The sequence below is a fragment of the Burkholderia sp. YIM B11467 genome (assembly GCF_052952715.1).
The window spans coordinates 52854-71333 of sequence record NZ_JBQVSQ010000010.1; the positions used below are offsets into that span (position 1 = coordinate 52854).

General features: G+C 67.5%; 16 protein-coding genes and 1 riboswitch. Of the genes, 2 read left to right on the top strand and 14 right to left on the bottom strand.

Annotation, left to right across the window (positions count from 1 at the left end):
• Positions 1-8: 8 nt before the first annotated feature.
• Positions 9-1151: a branched-chain amino acid ABC transporter substrate-binding protein gene (locus tag ACTRWB_RS29055; RefSeq protein ID WP_446903878.1), complete on the bottom strand. Its 1143-nt coding sequence runs from the start codon at positions 1149-1151 to the stop codon at positions 9-11.
• Positions 1152-1593: 442 nt separating this feature from the next.
• Positions 1594-2673 (bottom strand): NAD(P)H-dependent flavin oxidoreductase, encoded by a 1080-nt coding sequence (locus tag ACTRWB_RS29060; RefSeq protein WP_446903879.1) that lies wholly within the window; start codon positions 2671-2673, stop codon positions 1594-1596.
• Positions 2674-2896: 223 nt separating this feature from the next.
• Between ACTRWB_RS29060 and ACTRWB_RS29065 the strand changes: the two genes are divergently transcribed.
• Positions 2897-3589 (top strand): dienelactone hydrolase family protein, encoded by a 693-nt coding sequence (locus ACTRWB_RS29065; protein ID WP_129513462.1) that lies wholly within the window; start codon positions 2897-2899, stop codon positions 3587-3589.
• A gap of 81 nt (positions 3590-3670) precedes the next feature.
• Entirely contained in the window at positions 3671-5149 is a 1479-nt protein-coding gene (locus tag ACTRWB_RS29070) for an amidase (protein ID WP_412022637.1), read from the top strand.
• Between the two features lie 85 nt (positions 5150-5234).
• Here the strand turns inward: ACTRWB_RS29070 and metF are convergent, their stop codons facing one another.
• The 12 genes from metF to ACTRWB_RS29130 all read right to left on the bottom strand — a co-directional run bounded on the left by metF (position 5235) and on the right by ACTRWB_RS29130 (position 18338).
• Complete coding sequence (metF, locus tag ACTRWB_RS29075) at positions 5235-6065, bottom strand: methylenetetrahydrofolate reductase [NAD(P)H] (protein WP_048248132.1); 831 nt, start codon at positions 6063-6065, stop codon at positions 5235-5237.
• Positions 6066-6092: 27 nt separating this feature from the next.
• Positions 6093-6446 (bottom strand): phage holin family protein, encoded by a 354-nt coding sequence (locus tag ACTRWB_RS29080; protein WP_011882923.1) that lies wholly within the window; start codon positions 6444-6446, stop codon positions 6093-6095.
• Positions 6447-6526: 80 nt separating this feature from the next.
• Complete coding sequence (ahcY, locus tag ACTRWB_RS29085; protein ID WP_048248131.1) at positions 6527-7945, bottom strand: adenosylhomocysteinase; 1419 nt, start codon at positions 7943-7945, stop codon at positions 6527-6529.
• 32 nt (positions 7946-7977) lie between these two features.
• Positions 7978-8105, bottom strand: a riboswitch (S-adenosyl-L-homocysteine riboswitch).
• Between the two features lie 98 nt (positions 8106-8203).
• Positions 8204-8938 (bottom strand): RNA polymerase sigma factor FliA, encoded by a 735-nt coding sequence (locus ACTRWB_RS29090; RefSeq protein WP_034183990.1) that lies wholly within the window; start codon positions 8936-8938, stop codon positions 8204-8206.
• 22 nt (positions 8939-8960) lie between these two features.
• Positions 8961-9779, bottom strand: a complete 819-nt coding sequence (locus ACTRWB_RS29095; protein ID WP_446903880.1) for a nucleotide-binding protein — start codon at positions 9777-9779, stop codon at positions 8961-8963.
• A complete protein-coding gene (gene flhF, locus ACTRWB_RS29100; RefSeq protein WP_446903881.1) occupies positions 9772-11529 on the bottom strand; it encodes a flagellar biosynthesis protein FlhF in 1758 nt (585 codons plus the stop codon). Before flhF ends, ACTRWB_RS29095 begins: the two co-directional genes overlap by 8 nt.
• Positions 11526-13625, bottom strand: a complete 2100-nt coding sequence (gene flhA, locus ACTRWB_RS29105; protein WP_129513457.1) for a flagellar biosynthesis protein FlhA — start codon at positions 13623-13625, stop codon at positions 11526-11528. The genes flhF and flhA overlap by 4 nt, the downstream gene beginning before the upstream one ends.
• On the bottom strand, positions 13622-14830 hold the full coding sequence (gene flhB / locus ACTRWB_RS29110) for a flagellar biosynthesis protein FlhB (protein WP_446903882.1): 1209 nt from the start codon (positions 14828-14830) through the stop codon (positions 13622-13624). The genes flhA and flhB overlap by 4 nt, the downstream gene beginning before the upstream one ends.
• A 322-nt stretch (positions 14831-15152) precedes the next feature.
• Positions 15153-15533 carry a DUF805 domain-containing protein gene (locus ACTRWB_RS29115; protein WP_129513455.1) on the bottom strand — a complete coding sequence of 127 codons (381 nt, stop codon included), beginning with the start codon at positions 15531-15533 and terminating at the stop codon, positions 15153-15155.
• Between the two features lie 390 nt (positions 15534-15923).
• A complete protein-coding gene (locus ACTRWB_RS29120; protein ID WP_412022641.1) occupies positions 15924-16421 on the bottom strand; it encodes a VOC family protein in 498 nt (165 codons plus the stop codon).
• 161 nt (positions 16422-16582) lie between these two features.
• On the bottom strand, positions 16583-17818 hold the full coding sequence (locus ACTRWB_RS29125) for a DUF3443 family protein (RefSeq protein ID WP_446903883.1): 1236 nt from the start codon (positions 17816-17818) through the stop codon (positions 16583-16585).
• 16 nt (positions 17819-17834) lie between these two features.
• The gene (locus tag ACTRWB_RS29130; RefSeq protein ID WP_129513452.1) at positions 17835-18338 is read right to left on the bottom strand and encodes a DUF2844 domain-containing protein; all 504 of its coding nucleotides are present in this window, start codon (positions 18336-18338) and stop codon (positions 17835-17837) included.
• Positions 18339-18480 lie beyond the last annotated feature (142 nt).

Below are 18480 nucleotides of genomic sequence, written 5' to 3' on the forward strand. Positions count from 1 at the left end.
TTTTTGCGTTACATCTTCACTTCGTCGAGCAGCGACTTCTTGCCGCTCTTGTAGTTGTACAGCGAGATCACGCCGTGTTTCAGATCGCCCTTCGAATCGAAGGTCGTGTTGCCGATCACGCCCGTGTAGTTCGTCGCCGGCATCGCCCCGAGGATCTTCGCCGGATCCGTCGAGTTCGAGCGCTTCATCGCATCGACGATGATGTACACGGCGTCATACGTGAACGGTGCGTAGATCTGGATCGGCTGGCCGAAACGCTTCTCGTACTTCGCCTTGAACGCGCCGCCGCCCGGCATCTTCTCGAGCGAGGCACCGGCTTCCGAACACACGATGTTATCGGTCGCGTCGCCGGCCAGGTCGGCCAGCTTTTCCGTGCACACGCCGTCGCCCGCGAGGATCTTCGCGCGCAGGCCGAGCTGCTTCGCCTGCTTCGCGAACGGGCCGCCCGTGGCGTCCATGCCGCCGTACATGATCGCGTCCGGGTTTTCGCCCTTGATCTTCGTCAGAATCGCGCGGAAGTCGACTGCCTTGTCGTTGGTCGCGTCGTGCGACATCACGTTCAGGCCGAGCGCCTTGGCCTTCTTCTCGAACTCGTTCGCGAGACCCTGGCCATATGCGGTCGAATCGTCGACCACCGCCACGCTCTTGATGCCCTTCGAGTGCGCGTAGTTCGCGAGTGCCGGGCCCTGCTGCGCATCGGTCGCCACCACGCGGTACGTGGTCTTGAAGCCCTGCTGCGTGTAGGCCGGGTTGGTCGCCGACGGCGAGATCTGCACGATGCCCGCATCGCTGTAGATCTTCGAGGCCGGGATCGACGTGCCCGAGTTCAGGTGGCCGACCACCGCGACGACCTTGTCGTCGACGAGCTTCTGCGCAACCTGCGTGGCCTGCCGCGGGTCGGCCGCGTCATCCTGCGCGTCGAGTTGCAGCGTAATCTTCTGGCCGCCGATCGTGAGACCCTTGGCGTTGATCTCCTCGACTGCGAGACGTGCACCGTTTTCGTTGTCCTTGCCCAGGTGTGCAATGCCGCCCGTCAAGGGCGCGACGTGGCCGATCTTGACGACTTGATCGGCGGCCGCGTTGCTTGCAGCTGCAACGCACAGCATCGCCGCAGCGGTGATCGGCAACAGCTTCTGCATTTTGATATTCATGTAAGTCTCCAGTTTCGGTCCCAATAAACGCCATCGCCCGGTGCCCCGCTGCCATCCTTGTGTTTGCAATCACTGGACGATTCGCCGGTTGCATCGTTCATGCACTTGGCCTCAAGCACGTGAAAACAGCCGCTTTTAGCAGCCACCCGCTCGTACTTGCGCGCAAGTGTAGGTGATCAAATTAATTTGTGGGACTTTTTTGGGGTAGTGGTAACACTACTGATATGCACACACTGGAATGACTACTCGAATATCGTCGCAAGCCCCGCCTGATAAGGGTTTCCGCTAATTCCCGGGATCCGGCTGAAAGGTGGTTTTAAAGCATTCCCGTGTCATTTCGATTCGGTATTTTGTGCACGGGATCATTGAATGAAACACGCGTGACAGCACGCGCGTTTCGTCGTCCGATATGACCGTTCGGGCGGTCGACGCAACCCGTCGTTCACGCTGCCGACGCACGCCATTCGGCGTCCAGCGCAGCGACGAGTTGCGACGTCGTCAGCGCATCGCCGCGCCGCCGCGCGAGCGGCGCGCCCTGGCCGGCCCACAGCGACAGGTAGTCGCCGTCGTTCGCGCGCGCGGCGGCCTGCCGCAGCGGCTGCGTCAACGCGTTCTGAACCGGGTACGGCGCCGCATCGGCCACGTGTTCGCCGAGCCGCGCCATCAGCGTGTTGCGCAGCCCGCGCGCGTGGCGGCCGGTGATCGCGCGCGTGACCTGTGTCGACGTGTCGGTACTGGCTAGGAGGCGCGCCTTCCAGTCCGCCGCGATCGCGCTTTCCGTGCAGGTGAGGAACGCCGTGCCAAGCTGCGCGCCTTGCGCGCCGAGCGCGAGCGCGGCCGCGATCCCGCGGCCGTCCATGATGCCGCCCGCGGCGAGCACCGGCAGCCCGGTCGCGTCGACGAGCTGCGGCACGAGCGCGAGCGTGCCGATCAGCGCATCGTCGGCGGAGCCGATGAAGGTGCCGCGATGGCCGCCCGCTTCTGCGCCCTGCGCGGACAGCGCATCGGCGCCGGCCGCCTGCCACGCGAGCCCTTCGGCGACGTGCGTCGCGGTGCCGATCACGTAGGTGCCGGCAGCCTTCAGGCGCGCGACGTCGGCCGCGTCGAGCACGCCGAACGTGAAGCTCGCGACCGGCACGCGCAACGCCACGAGCGCATCGAGCTGTGCGCGGAAGTCGGGCGCGTAACGTGCGGGCGCGACGCCCGGCGGCAGCCCGAGCGTCGCGTTCAGCGGATCGATCGCCGCCAGTGCGCGCGCGACGGTGGCCGCATCGGGCGCGGCGTCCGACAACACGAACAGGTTGACCGCGAACGGGCGATCGGTCGCCGCGCGGATGGCTTCGACTTCGGTCGCGAGGCGCTCGGGCGCGAACGCGCCGGCGCCGAGGCTGCCGAGCGCGCCGGCGTTCGATGCGGCGGCGACCATCGCGGTCGTGGTCGCGCCGACCATCGGCGCCTGCACGAGCGGCAGGCGCAGGCCGAAGCGTTCGGAAAAGGGCGTGGAAAACAGGCGGACAGACACGGCGAATCCTTCGATGACGATGCGCGAAAGCGCTTTGTAAAGGCCGACATATCGACTCTATCGAAGCGGCGCACCGCCGAAAAATGAATAATCGAGATCGAAACGATCGCTGCGCGAGAAGCGGGCGCGCGCCCTGCACCGCCGTACGATTGGTGGCACACTAGGCCGCCCTCTTCCACCCCGGGGCGCGCACGACGCACCCCGTTCGCCAGGAGTTCAAAACGTGACTGCACAATGGATCGACATCCCGACCGGTAACGACAGCTTCGGTGGTTATCTCGCGCTGCCCAAGCGCGGCACGGGCCCTGCCGTCATCATCATCCAGGAGATCTTCGGCGTGAACTCGCACATCCGCGCGGTCGCCGACCAGTACGCGTCCGACGGTTACGTCGCGCTCGCGCCGGACGTGTTCTGGCGCACCCAGCCGCGCGTCGAGCTGACCTACGAAGGCGCGGATCGCGACAAAGGCATCGAGCTGATGAAAAAGACCGACGTGGGTCTCGCGGTCGCGGACATCGGCGCGGCGGCCGACGCATTGCGCGCGCGCCCCGAAGTGGCCGGCAAGATCGCCGCGATCGGCTACTGCTTCGGCGGCCAGCTCGCGTATCGCGCGGCCGCGACCGGCAAGATCGACGCGGCAGTCGCCTACTACGGCGGCGGCATCCAGAACGCGCTCGACCTCGCCGGAAAGGTCACGCAGCCGATCCTGTTCCACTACGCGGAAAACGACCACGGGATCCCGCTCACGGCCGTCGACCAGGTCAAGGCCGCATTCGCCGGCCACGGCCACGCTTCGTTCCATGTGTATCCGGGCGCCGAGCACGGCTTCAACTGCACGGACCGCGCGTCGTACAACCAGCGCGCGTCGGCGCTCGCGCACGGCCGCACGCTGACGTTCCTCGCCGAGCACCTGTAAGAACGGCCGGCCGCGGGCCCATCGCGCCGGGCCCGCGTTATGCTCCCATCATTGCCACGCGTCACAACGGGGGTGACAGCGATGCACTCGGACTATCTCGCGCACGACGCGATCGGCCTCGCCGCACTCGTGCGCGAACGCAAGGTGAGCCCGCGCGAACTGCTCGACGCCGCGATCGGTCAGGCCGAAGCGGTCAACGGCGCGATCAACGCGATCGTGCTGCAGGACTACGAAGCCGCGCGCCAGCGTACGGCCGCGGCGCCCGATGGCGGCGCCGACGCGCCGTTCGCGGGCGTGCCGTATCTCGTCAAGGATCTCGGCGCGGCGGTCGCCGGGCTGCCGCTGTCGATGGGCAGCCGGCACTACCGTTATTTCGTGCCCGGCGACGATTCGCCGGTGATCGCGCGAAGCCGCGCGGCCGGCCTCAACGTGTTCGGCAAGACCAACACGTCGGAGATCGGCCAGATGCCGTACACGGAACCTGTCCTGTTCGGCGCATGCCGCAACCCGTGGAATCTCGACCACACGCCCGGCGGCTCGAGCGGCGGCGCGGCGGCGGCGGTCGCGGCCGGTATCGTGCCGCTCGCGCATGCGTCCGACGGCGGCGGCTCGATCCGCATTCCGGCATCGTGCTGCGGGCTGTTCGGCCTGAAGCCGAGCCGCAACCCGGTGCTCGTCGACCTGCCGTCGAACGGCGAACTCGTCGTCCAGCATGCGGTCTCGCGCAGCGTGCGCGACAGCGCGCTGCTGCTCGACGTGACGACCGGCCAGACGCTGCCGCACGGCGCACCCGGCACGTTCCTCGGCGCGCTCGACACGCCGCCCGGCCCGCTGCGGATCGGCCTCGTCGTCGATCCGATGCTCGCGCCGGCACTCGCCGACGACACGCGCGCGGCGCTCGACGATGCGGCCGCGCTGCTCGAATCGCTCGGCCACCATGTCGAACCGGCGACGCTGCGCGTCGACTATGCACGCGCGGCCGAAACTTTCCTCACGCTGTGGGCGACGATCGCCGAGGAGATGGTGCTCGGCGCGCGCGCGCTGACCGGCCGCACGCCGCGACGCGGCGAATTCGAAGCCGCGACCTGGGCGATGGCCGTGATCGGCCGGCGCCTCGCGCGCACGCGCCTGACGGACGTGCTCGAGTGGCAGCGCCAGCTCACCGTGCAGGTGTCGGGCCTCGTGTCGCGCTACGACGCGATTCTGTGCGCGTCGCTCGCGGGGCCGCCGGTGAAGATCGGCGAATTGCTGCCGACACCGTTCGAATCAGCGCAGATGAAGCTGCTCGCCGCGCTGCCGGTCAAGCCGCTGCTGAAGGAAATGCTCGCGAAGGCGTCGAGCAAGGCGTTCACGTGGGCCGGCTGCACCGAGCTGTTCAACCTGACCGGCCAGCCGGCGATGTCGGTGCCGCTCTACTGGAACGCGCGCGGGCTGCCGATCGGCGTGCAGTTCGCCGCGCGCCACAATGACGACGAATTGCTGCTCAGGCTCGCGCGGCAGCTCGAACAGGCGCGGCCGTGGTTCGACCGCCGCCCGCCGCTGATGCAGGCGCAGCGCTGATACGAGCGCCATCGGCATCGGCATAAAAAAAGCCCCGCCGGCGAAACCGGCGGGGCTTTTGCACATACGAAACGCGCGGCGGCGCTTACACGTCGAGCCGTTCGCAGATCGTCCGCGTCGCGGCCGCTGCGTTCAGCGTGTAGAAGTGCAGCCCCGGCACGCCCGCGTCGATCAGGCGCCGGCACAGATCGGTGACGACGTCCGCGCCGAACGCGCGGATCGCGTCGCGATCGTCGCCGAAGCTCTCGAGCCGGCGCGCGACCCAGCGCGGCACTTCGGCGCCGCACATTTCGGAGAAGCGCATCAGCTGCGAGAAGTTCGTGATCGGCATGATGCCCGGCACGATCGGCACGTCCACGCCCAGCTTGCGCGCATCGTCGACGAAGCGGAAATACGCGTCGGCGTTGAAGAAGTACTGCGTGATCGCGGAATTCGCGCCGGCTTTCACCTTGCGCGCGAAATTCTCGAGATCGGCCTTCGGCGAACGCGATTGCGGGTGGTACTCCGGATAACCGGCGACCTCGATGTGGAACCAGTCGCCATGCTCGGCACGGATGAAGCTGACGAGCTCGGACGCATAGCGCAGCTCGCCGACCTCGCCCATCCCCGACGGCAGGTCGCCGCGCAGCGCGACGATATGCCGGATGCCGTGCGAGCGGTACTGGTCGAGGATCGCGCGCAGGCTGTCGCGCGACGAGCCGATGCACGACAGGTGCGGCGCGGCCTCGAGGCCGTCCTTCTGCATGTCGAGCACGGTATCGAGCGTGCCCTGCTGCGTCGAGCCGCCGGCGCCGAACGTCACGGAGACGAATTTCGGCTTCAGCGGCAGCAGCTGCGCACGGGTCGCGCGCAGCTTTTCGACGCCGTCCGCCGTCTTCGGCGGGAAGAATTCAAACGAGAGTTCGATCGGTTTCATGATTCGATGGGCTAGGGCCTGTTCCCGTCAGCCGATGTCGCGCTGGCCGAAGATCAGCGCGGACAGCAACCAGGACACGATGCTGTACAGGATCGAACCGAAGAACGCGGACCAGAATCCCGACACCTCGAAGCCCTTCAGCAGCGACGACGCGAACCAGAAGCACAGCGCGTTCACGACGAGGATGAAGACCCCGAGCGTGACGATCGTGACGGGCAGCGTCAGCAGGATCAGCACCGGACGGATCACCGTGTTGATCAGGCCGAGCACGACCGCGACGATCAACGCCGTGCCGAAGCTCTTGATATGGATCGACGGCACGAGGTACGTGATGATCAGCAGCGCGAGCGCATTGATGACCCAGGTGAGGATGACGCTCATGGAGTGCTCCGGTTCGATGGTCGAGCGGTACGATCAGTGGCCGCCGCCCGTGCCCGAAGGCACGGCGCGGCGGCGGCGCATCAGTAGCGGTAATGGTTCGGCTTGAACGGGCCGTCCTTCTGCACGCCGATGTACGAAGCCTGTTCGTCCGACAGCACGGACAGGTTCGCGCCGATGCGCGCGAGGTGCAGGCGCGCGACCTTTTCATCGAGATGCTTCGGCAGCACGTACACCTTGTTCTCGTACTCGGCGCCGCGCACGAACAGCTCGATCTGCGCGAGCGTCTGGTTCGCGAACGAGTTCGACATCACGAACGACGGGTGGCCGGTCGCGCAGCCGAGGTTCACGAGGCGGCCTTCCGCCAGCAGGATCACGCGCTTGCCGTCCGGGAAGATGATGTGGTCGACCTGCGGCTTGATGTTTTCCCACTGGTACTGGCGGGTCGACGCGACGTCGATTTCCGAGTCGAAGTGACCGATGTTGCAGACGATCGCGTTGTGGCGCATGGCCTTCATGTGATCGTGGCCGATCACGTGGAAGTTGCCGGTGGCCGTCACGAAGATGTCGGCCTTGTCGGCCGCGTATTCCATCGTCACGACGCGGTAGCCTTCCATCGCCGCCTGCAGCGCGCAGATCGGATCGATTTCGGTGACCCACACGGTCGCGCCGAGGCCGCGCAGCGACTGCGCGCAACCCTTGCCCACGTCGCCGTAGCCCGCGACGACCGCGACCTTGCCCGCGATCATCACGTCGGTCGCGCGCTTGATGCCGTCGACGAGCGACTCACGGCAGCCGTACAGGTTGTCGAACTTCGACTTCGTGACCGAGTCGTTCACGTTGAACGCCGGGAACGGCAGGCGGCCGTCCTTTTCCATCTGGTACAGGCGGTGCACGCCGGTCGTGGTTTCTTCGGTCACGCCCTTGATGTGCGCGAGGCGCTTCGAGTACCAGGTCGCGTCGACGTCGAGGTGCGCAGCGATCGACTTGTACAGCGCGACTTCTTCCTCGTTGGTCGGCTTCGAAATCACCGAACGGTCCTTCTCGGCCTTCGAACCGAGGATCAGCAGCAGCGTTGCGTCGCCGCCGTCGTCCAGGATCATGTTCGCGAATTCGCCGTTCGGCCATTCGAAGATGCGGTGCGAGAACTCCCAGTATTCGTCGAGCGATTCGCCCTTGAACGCGAACACCGGCGTGCCGGCTTCGACGATCGCGGCCGCTGCGTGGTCCTGCGTCGAGAAGATGTTGCACGATGCCCAGCGGACGTCCGCGCCGAGCGCCTTCAGCGTCTCGATCAGCACACCGGTCTGGATCGTCATGTGCAGCGAACCGGCGATGCGCGCGCCCTTCAGCGGCTGCTGTGCCTTGTATTCGTCGCGGATCTGCACGAGGCCCGGCATTTCGGTCTCGGCGATGTTCAGTTCCTTGCGGCCCCAGCCAGCCAGCGCCATGTCGGCGACGACGTAATCCTTGGAAGCTTGCGAATCGATAATGGCGTTCATCACGCCCTCCTTTCTAAAAAGTTTCTAGATTGGTGACGTGAGCGCCGTTCAGGAAGCGGAGCCGGCGCGACGGTCGCGAAACGCGCGCCGCACGGCTGCTTGGTGAAGCCTTCCGAGCCTGGCGGACCTGGAACGGTCCGTCGCAACGCTCCTCGGAAAACGGGAAGGATTGTAGCAAATCGGCGCGCAAAATGCGCAAGCGGCTCAAGCGCGCGGGGTCGGCGCGCGGGGTCGGCGCGCGTGGCCGTCGAGAAAGGGTCAGGACTCCGCGCCGACCCACGCCTGTTCGCGCAGCCGCGCACGCAGGCGCGCGACGGCCTGACTGTGCAGCTGGCACACGCGCGATTCGCTCACTTCGAGCACCGCGCCGATCTCGCGCAGATTCAGACCCCGTTCGTAGTACAGCGACATCAGCAGCTTCTCGCGTTCCGGCAGACGCTCGATCGCCTCGACGAGCGCCTCGCGCAGGTGCTCGTCGAGCAGCGCCGACAGCGGATCGGCGTGATCGACGCGATAGCGGTCGAGGAACGGCTCGTCGTCGGCCGCGCGGTCGAAATCCTCGTAATAGATGAGCTGGCTGCCGTGCAGGTCCTGCAGCATCCCCTGGTATTCGTCGAGCGGCATGTTCAGGTGCAGCGCGATCTCGGTCTCGCTCGCCGAGCGGCCGAGATGCTGCTCGACCTGGTGCACCGCGTGCTCGACCTCGCGCGACGTCTTGCGCAGGCTGCGCGGCAGCCAGTCGTTGCTGCGCAGCTCGTCGAGCATCGCGCCGCGGATGCGCTGCGTCGCGTAGGTCTCGAACTGCGCGCCCTGGTCTTCCTTGTAGCGGCCGGCCGCGTCCATCAGGCCGATCATGCCGGCCTGGATCAGGTCGTCGAGGTCGACGCTCGCCGGCATCTTCGCGACGAGCTGCAGCCCGAGGCGACGCACGAGCGGCGCATATTGCGCGAGCACGTCGGCCTGGGACATCTTTCCTTGAGCGTTGTACATCATGGCCCCCTCCTTCCGGTGGCGCTCACGCGGCGTGTGCCGCGCCCGCCTCATACGACGGCTTGCCGCCCGCGCGGACGGCACGGCCCGCGCCCGAACGCGGGCGCATCGGCCAGTACAGCAGGTCGGCGGCAATCTGCCGGTAGTCGCGCGCGGCGGGCGACGACGGGAACGCGTCGACCACCGCATGCATCAGTTCGCTGGCGTGCTCGACGAGCGGATCGGCGCCCACGCAGCCCGCGTCGGCGATCGACACGGTCAGGTAGCGGCTCGCGACGCCCGCGAGGTTGTCGAACGCCGTCTTCGCGTCCGCATGGCTGGCGACGTGATTGGTCAGCACGCGGAACTGCGCGAACGCGTGCGCGAAATGCAGCCGCTTCATGCACGCGTACGCCTCGGTGATCGCCTGCGCGGCGACCCGCGTGACGACCAGCACGTCGTGCGCTTCGCGTGCGAGCGCCGAGAACGAGCCGTCGGCGCCGAGCTGCGCGTCGACCAGGACGATGTCGGCCGGGCCGTCGATGAAGTCGCTCAGTTGCGCGTCGCTGTAGCCGGCGCGTGCGAGCCGTGCGGCCGCGCACAGGCCGAACCCGGCGGCCACCCGCGTGCGCTCGCCGTCGCGCAGCCACGCGCCCGCCAGCGTCGCGCTGGCCGAATGCACGTCGGCGCGCTCGTCGACGACGAGCACATCCTTGCCGAGCGATGCGAGCGCCGCCGCCAGATTCACGATGGTGGACGTGCAGCCGACACCCGCCGGCCCGCCCGTCACCGCGACGATGCGCGACGCGCGCCCGGCCAGCAGGCGCCGCAGCCCTTCGGCCTGGTCGATGATTCGTTTATCCAAATCGCACCTCGTGCAGCTCGGCGGTGGAACGTGCGGTCAGTGCGGAAAGCAGCGTCGGCATGTCCTCGTCTTGCGGCACGAAGGGCGAGCCGTCGCGCGGCACACAGAACGCGCTCTTCAGCAGGAATTTGGTCGAGGCGACGTACAGGTTCTCCGGCACCTTCTGGCCGGTCGACACGTAGTGGACCGGCAGCTTGTAGCGGATCACCGTGTCGAGCACGCCGCCGAGGTGGGTCGCCTCGTCGAGCTTCGTGAGGATGCAGCCGGCGAGATCCGGATGTTCGCCCGCGCTGCGGTACGCCTGCACGACTTCGTTGAGCGTGTCGCCGTGGCTCGTCGCGTTGAGCAGCAGCAGGCGCTGCACCGGCGCGTTCGCGCCGTGCAGCATCGCGATCTGGTCGGACACCGCGCGGTCGCGCTGGCTCATGCCGATCGTGTCGATCAGCACGATGTGCTTGTTGCGCAGCTCGGACAGCGCAAGCGCGAGATCGCCCGCATCCTTCACCGCGTGCACGGGCACGCCGAGGATCTTGCCGAAGATGCGCAGCTGTTCGTGGCCGCCGATCCGGTAGCTGTCGGTGGTCAGCAGCGCGACCTTGCTCGCGCCGAAACGCATCACGCAGCGCGCGGCCAGCTTCGCGGTGGTGGTGGTCTTGCCGACGCCCGTCGGCCCCATCAGCGCGAACACGCCGCCGCGCTCCATCAGCGCGTCCTCGCTGTCGAGCACCGGCAGGTTCGCCGCGAGCACCGACTGCGCCCATTCGGCCGCTTGTTCGAAGGTCTGCGCGCCGTCGCCGGACGGCAGGTTGTCGACCAGCATCCGCACGAGCTGCGCGGAAAAACCGGCCGCGAACAGGTGCTTGGTCAGCGCGCCATGCACGGCGCTGCGACGCTGGCGGTCGTGCCACATCAGGTTGTCGAACTGCTCTTCCATCATCCCGCGCAGTTCGCCGAGCTCGTGCATCACCGTGTCGTTGACGATCCGCTCGATGCGCGACTTCACCGCATCGGCCACCACGGCGGCCGCGTCGGTCGACAGGCGCGTGCGCTCGGCCGCCTTCGCGGCATGCGCGGCGCTCGGGTCCGGCGCGCGGGGGGCGGCGGCCGGGATCCGTCGTTCGGCGTCGCGCACGATGTCGCGCGCCCAGTCGGGCGACGTCGCGTTCGCGGCGCGCTGCTCGGCCGGTGCGCTCGCTTGCGGCGCGGCCGGTGTGGCCTGGGTGCGCGCGATCAGTGCGTCGCGCTGCTGCGTCAGGCGTTTCGCGTGCTCGACGAGCCACGGCGCGGGTTCGGAAGCGCCAGCGCCAGCGGCGGGTGTGCCGGCTGCCGGCGCGGCAATCGACGGCGCTACCGCGGCCGGCATGTCCGCATCGATCGTCGACGGTTGCGCCGCCGTGTCCTCCGCATCGGCGCTGACGCCGAACACCGACGAGAACACGTCGGGCAGCCCGCCGTCGCCGGCCGCGTACGGATTGACGGCCGGGCGCGCGAGCGCGGCGCCCGGGCGCGACACGATGCCCTGCACGGCGGCGGCCGGCACGGATTCCGGCAGTCGCGGCGCGGCGATTCGCGGCCGCGCGGCAACCGGCGGCGTCACCGCGGCGAGGTCCGAATCGGCGAGTGCGACGATTTCGACGCTGCCGTCATCGAGCGTGCGGTTCGACAGCACGACCGCGTCGGCGCCGAGCGCCTCGCGCACGAGACGAAGTGCGTCGCGGCTCGTTGCGCCGGTGAATTTGCGAATGTTCAAGCGGAACCCCCGATGACGTTAACGACTTTGATCGTGCGTGTGTCCGGCACTTCGGCATACGACAGCACTTTCAATTGCGGCAGGCTGCGGCGCAGGAAACGCGCGAGCATCGCGCGCAGCGCGTGCTGCACGAGCAGCACGGGCGGCAGCCCGAGATTCTGTTGACGCAGCATCGCTTGCTGCGTGCCGGTCAGAAGGTTGTGTGCGAGGCCAGGTTCGAGGCCCGGGTTCGCGCCGGTGGCGAGCGCCTGCGACAGCACGCGTTCGAGATTCGAGTCGAGGCCCATCACCTGCATCTCGCCCGCGCCCGGATACCACTGCTGCGTGATCGCGCGGCCGAGCGAGAGCCGCACCGCGGCCGTGATCTCGAACGCGTCGCCGCGGCCCGCATGTTCGGACACGGCCTCGAGGATCGTGCGCATGTCGCGGATCGGCACGCCTTCCTCGAGCAGGTTCTGCAGTACCTTCTGCAGCGTCGTCAGCGAGATCGTCTTCGGCACGAGGTCCTCGACGAGCGACGGCGCGTCCTTGCCGGTACGCTCGACGAGCGCCTGCACTTCCTGGCGGCCGAGCAGCTCGGCCGCGTGCTGGACGACGAGATGGTTCAGGTGCGTCGCGACGACCGTGCTCGCGTCGACCACCGTGTAGCCGTACACCTGCGCCTGTTCACGCAGCGCGACGTCGATCCACACGGCCGGCAGCCCGAACGCGGGATCCTGCGTGACGGCGCCCGGCAGCGCGGCCGTCACCTGGCCGGGGTTGATCGCGAGCCACTGGCCCGGGAACACTTCGCCGATGCCGATCTCGACGCCCTTCAGCGCGATCCGGTATGCGTTCGGCCGCAGTTCGAGGTTGTCGCGGATATGGATCACCGGCGGCAGGAAGCCGATTTCCTGCGCGAATTTCTTGCGGATGCTCTTGATGCGCTTGAGCAGTTCGCCGTCGCTGTTCTTGTCGACGAGCGGGATCAGCCGGTAGCCGACCTCGAGGCCGAGCGGGTCGATCAGCTGCACGTCGTCCCAGGTCGCCTCGTGGCTGTCGGACGGCAGCACGGCGGGCGGCGCGATGTCGGTCACGTCGCCGGCCGCCTTGCGGGCCGCCGCGCGCTTGGTCAGCGAGCGGGACAGCCAGATCGCGCCGCCGCCGAGCCCGAGGAACGCGAAGTGCGGCATCCCGGGAATCAGCCCCATCAGCACGATGATCACGCCGGTGATCATCAGCACGCGCGGGTTCGTGAACAGCTGGCCGGTGATCTGCGTGCCGATGTCCTCGTCGGTCGCGACGCGCGACACGATCACGCCGGCCGCGGTCGAGATCACGAGCGACGGGATCTGCGCGACGAGGCCGTCGCCAATCGTCAGCAGCGTGTAGTTCGTGCCGGCCGCCGCGAAGCTCATGTCGTGCTGGACCATCCCGACGATCAGCCCGCCGATCACGTTGATCGCCATGATGATCAGGCCGGCGATCGCGTCGCCGCGCACGAACTTCGACGCGCCGTCCATCGACCCGTAGAACTCGGCTTCCTGCGACACGGCCAGGCGGCGCTTGCGCGCCTGTTCCTCGTTGATGAGGCCCGCGTTCAGGTCGGCGTCGATCGCCATCTGCTTGCCGGGCATCGCGTCGAGCGTGAAGCGCGCGGACACTTCGGCGATCCGCCCCGCGCCCTTCGTGATCACCATGAAGTTGATGATCATCAGGATCACGAACACGACGATGCCGACCGCGAAGTTGCCACCGACGAGGAAGTGGCCGAACGCCTCGATCACCTGGCCGGCCGCGTCGGGGCCCGTGTGGCCCTCGAGCAGCACGACGCGCGTCGACGCGACGTTCAGCGACAGGCGCAGCAGCGTCGAGAACAGCAGCACGCTCGGGAACGCCGCGAAATCGAGCGGCTTCATCGTGTACATGCTGACGAGCAGCACCATCACCGACAGCGCGATGTTGAACGTGAACAGCAGATCCAGCAGCAGCGGCGGCAGCGGCAGGATCATCATCCCCAGGATCATGCAGATGAGAACCGGGCCCGCGAGCGCGCGCAGGTTGGTGCCCGCGAACGGGTTCGGGCGTTTCCCGAGCAGGCCGGTCGGGGTGCTCATGCGGATGCTCCTTGCTTGCCTTGCTTGCCGAGCGTGTCCTCGGCTTCTTCGCGTTCATCGTCGGCGGGCACCGACGTGCCCTTGTCGAGGTCGGCCGGCACGTCGAGATCGACCGGCACCGCGGGGAACGCGCCGCCTTCCGAGCGGAAGCGCTTGAGCTGGTAGACCCACGCGAGCACTTCGGCGACGGCCGAGTACAGCGAGCCGGGAATTTCGCGCTCGAGTTCGACGTTGTGATACAGCGCACGCGCGAGCGGCGGCGCTTCGAGCAGCGGCACGTTGTGTTCGGCCGCAAGTTCGCGGATGCGCGCGGCGACGAGGTTCACGCCCTTCGCGACAACCTTCGGCGCGCGCATCTCGCCGTCCGTGTATTGCAGCGCGACGGCGAAGTGCGTCGGGTTCGTGACGACCACGTCGGCCTTCGGCACGGCCGCCATCATCCGGCGGCGCGCGATCGCGCGCTGCTGCTGGCGGATCCGCCCCTTCACGTGCGGATCGCCTTCGTTCTCGCGATGCTCGCGCTTCACTTCTTCCTTCGTCATGCGCAACTTCTTGTTGTACTGCCAGATTTGGTAAGGCACATCGAGCGCGGCGACCACCAGCATCCCGGCGACCGTCGTGCCGCAGCACACGGCGACCAGGTGCAGCGCATCGGGGAGCGCCACGCCGAGCGGCTGCATCGCGAGGCCGAGCAGTTCGTCCTTACTGCGCCAGATCGCGACGCCGCCGATTCCGCCGACGACGAGCGTCTTCACGAGCGACATCCCGAGCTGGATCGGCCCCTGGATCGAGAAGATCCGGCCGAGGCCCGAGATCGGGTTCAGGCGGTCGAACTTCAGCTCGAAGGTCTTTTGCGAGATCAGCCAGCCGCCGAGCGCCATCGGCGCGAGCAACGCGGCGAGACCGCTGAGCACGAGGATCGGCAGCAGCGCGGCAAAGCCTTCGAGGCTCGCGCTGCCGGCCGCCGACAGCATCCGGTTCGTGTCGAACGCGGTCGCGCGATCGAACGTGAAAGCACCGCGCAGCATCGCCTGCAGATGCGCACCCGACGGACCCGCGAGCAGCCATGCGCCGTAGAACCCGGCCGCGAGCAGCGCGAACGAAGCCAGTTCGCGCGAACGCGCGACCTGCCCCTCCTCGCGCGCCTTCTCGCGGCGTCTGGGAGTGGCGGCTTCGGTCTTGTCGAGATCGCTCTCGTCTGCCACGGGGCCTCCAGTCGGGTACGGCGGAATGCCGCTTTCCAGTGACACCGATTATTCATGGAGGCGTCAAACGCCGATCGGTCGAGCAAAGCCGGGAAAGGGGGGTATTTCGGGGAATCGGGCGAGCCGGTGCGAACGGGGCTGGATCGGGGGCGAAGCGGCGCGCGACGGGGCGGGAAAACCTGCCGGTCAGCGGCGTGGCGAAGCGTCGGTCCCGGACGGGACGGTGACGCAGGGAAGCGGCGAAACGGTGAAAAAGCGAGGCGGGAAAACCGGGGAAATCAGGCCCCGACGCGACAACGTCGCGCGTCGGGGCAGGCGCCGGTCAGACCGCCGGGATCGGATCCGAGCCGAAGCGGTTCGGGCCTTCGGTGCCGCGCGAGCACATCCACACGAGCAGCAGAATGCCGCCGACGATCGGAATGAACCCGAGCAGCAGGAACCAGCCCGAGCGGCCCGTATCGTGCAGGCGGCGGACGCTGACCGCGATGCCCGGAATGATCAGGGCCAGCGAAACCAGGAAGATCACGCCGAGCAGCAGCAGCGTGATCAGGCCTGCATCGCGGCCCACCGCGCCGATCACCTGGCCGACGACCGACAGAATGCCGCTCAGCAGCGCGAAATACCAGTATTCAGCACGACGCGCACGGCCTTCGAATTTCGCGTATTGATTGAGTACGGAACGAACGGCTTCAGAAAAATTCATCTTATTACCCTCCTGTTTTATATTGGCACCCCGGAAACAACGCCGGAATTATATGTTTGAATTTCGGCAGGCTCCATCTCTTTTCACATGTTGGTCGAGGCGTATACCCTGTCGCGCCGTACGCCGATACGGCGCGGGAACGGCTGCCATAGCGTATTGCGGCGCCGCAGGCTTGCATGCCGCGTCATTTAAATAATCTTCAATACCTGACAGAAACTGCAGCCTCGATAATCCAGCGTTTGATTACAACCGAATGAAACCGGGCACGATCGATAATCGGTGCGCGAGCGCGGCATTCGATTAACCGGCCGACCGGCAATACGCCAATGCGCGAGTCGCGCCACGCTTCGCCATTCCCGATCCCGCTCGAATCGCACCATGCGCGCCGGCCTAGCCGGCCGCTGCGCGTTGCAGTGCGGCGAGATCGAGCTTCTTCATCGTCATCACCTGCGCCATCACGCGCTCGGCGCGCGCCGGATCGCCCGTCATCAGCTCGGATATCTGCACGGGCACGACCTGCCACGACACGCCGAAGCGGTCGCGCAACCAGCCGCACTGCTGCGCGCGCTCGTCGCCGCCTTCGGACAGGTGCGCCCAATAGCGGTCGATCTCGTCCTGGTCGCGGCAGTTGACGACGAACGACACGGCCGGCGTGATCTGGAATGCCGGGCCGCCGTTCAGCGCGACGAACGCCTGCCCGTCGAGCTCGAACGCGACGGTCATCACCGCCCCCTCCGCGTGCCGGGATGCATGTGCGCCGGCCTTGCCGTAGCGCGCGACGTGCACGATCCGCGCATGGTCGAACACCGACACGTAGAAACCGGCTGCCGCCTCGGCGTCGTGGTCGAACCACAGGAACGGCGTGATGCGTTGTATGCGCGGGCTCATGTCGCTGTCTCCTCGATGTCGTGCCGGCCCCTGTGCCGGTCTTACATCTTAGGCGCTGCACCCGCGCACGGCGGCGATCCGGCCCGTAGTCCGCGCGCGGGTCGAAAATAAAAAAGGGGGCGATCGCTCGCCCCCTTGTTCCTGCGTGCGGCCGTGCCGCGTCAGAACGCGACGAAAGGCGCCGCGCCGCCGCTTGCGGTCTTGTCCATCCCGAAGTAGATCGTCCTGCCGTAGAACTGCGGCATGCCGATGTCGAGCCAGGCGGACGAGCCGAACGGACCTGCGATGTTGTTGAACGCGAACGTCGACGGGTTCGCGAACAGCGAATCCGCGTTCGCGACGGACATCGACACGTTGCCCGACACGCCGTTCTGGCCGGTCAGTGTCGCCCCGTAGGCGGCCGTGGACGCCGGGCAGTAGAACTGCGTATTCCTCGTGCAGACCGTCTGCGACGAATCGTTGAAGAAATACGCGTTCGAACCCGTATCGAAGAACGCGGTCACGCTGCGCCCGAGGAACGACGCGCTGACGTCGCCCGTCGTGGTCGACGTCATCACGGTCTTCCCGGTCAGATCGGGCAGGCCGAACGTCAGCGTCCCGGTCGCGCTCGCCTGCCCGTTGCTCGAGACGCTCGGCATCTGCACGCTCACGCCGCTGCTGTCGGCGAAACGATGCACCGGATTGGCAACCTGCTGCGCCACCGGCACGAGCGCGATCGCGCAATTCGCGTTGCTGCCGTTCGGGCACGCGTAGTAGTTGTTGCTGGTCGACGTCGACGTCGCGCAGAGCGTGCCGCAGTCGTTCGGCGCCGGCCCGATGCCGAGGATCCCGTTCGCGCCGAGCGCGCTCGCCGAGTTGGCCGACGTGCCGCCGTTCGTGCACGAACTCGGCACGTTCGTCGTGCCGAGGTCGCCGATGATCTGCACGGGCAGCGAGGCCGCCTGCTCGGTGCCGATCGACAGGTCGACCGTGCGCACCGAACCCCACGTGTAGCTCGACACGAACTTGCCGCACTCGGCGACCGGCGAACCGCCGCTCGTCACCTGCGGCAGGTTGTTGAGCACGCCGGACACCGCGCTGCCGACGAGCCGCAGCCCGTAGGACGCGGTATCGACGAGCACGTTGGTGACCACCTGGCAGTTCGACGTGCCCGGCGCGCAGACCTTCACGCTGACGGTCGGGATGTTGATCACGTTCGCGACGCCGGTGCCGACCGTGATGACGGCCGTGTTCCCGCTGTTGCCGTCCGATCCGCCCGAACCGTTGCCGTTGCCGTTACCGTTGCTGCCGGAGCTGCTGCCGCCGTCGCCGCCGCCGCATGCCGTCACGAGCACGGCCGTCGCGGCCGCGAGACCCAGCACGCCGAGCCAGCGCTTGAATGTACGAGGAATTCTCAAGATCACTCTCCCGCTGTCACTGGATGTCGGTGCCGGCGAGGCCGGCAGGCAACGCCGCCGGCAGCCACGCCTGGCCCGAGAAGGCGCCCATGTGGCCGCCGGTCCGGATCACGAGGCCGCTTGTCTCGACGGCCACGGGCGCGCGCCAGCCGCGCGCCGCGTGCGCGGCCTGGACACCGGCGGTGTACTGCGGGAAATAGCTGCCGAGCAGCGATGCGAGGTCCGGCATCGTCGGCCCGCGCCATGCGAGGCCGAACACGCTGCCGGCGGCAGAGGTGTATTCGTGGATGACCGTGCCCGATCCGAGCGTGATCTCGCGGACAGTATAAGCGGCCGTGCTCGCCTGCATGCCGTCGGCCGAACGCATCGCGCGCTGCATCGTGCGCGCGCTTGCAGCCTGATCGTCCGCCGGCGGCGACATCGGCGCGCCGCCCAGTTCAGCATGTGCGTGGACGGACCACAGCACACCCGTTGCAGCCGCCGCGTGCGCGACGGCCCAGCCCAAGCGTTTAAGCTTCAAGTTCCCTCCCAGGGACTGGCTTCGTTGCCGGCGGCGCAGCCATCGTGCCCGCGTCGCCTGCCAACATATGAAATCGTATGAATGACGCTCCGTTGCTGCTGACGCGTAGTATGCCTGCAGCATGTGTCGACGTGTCAATTCG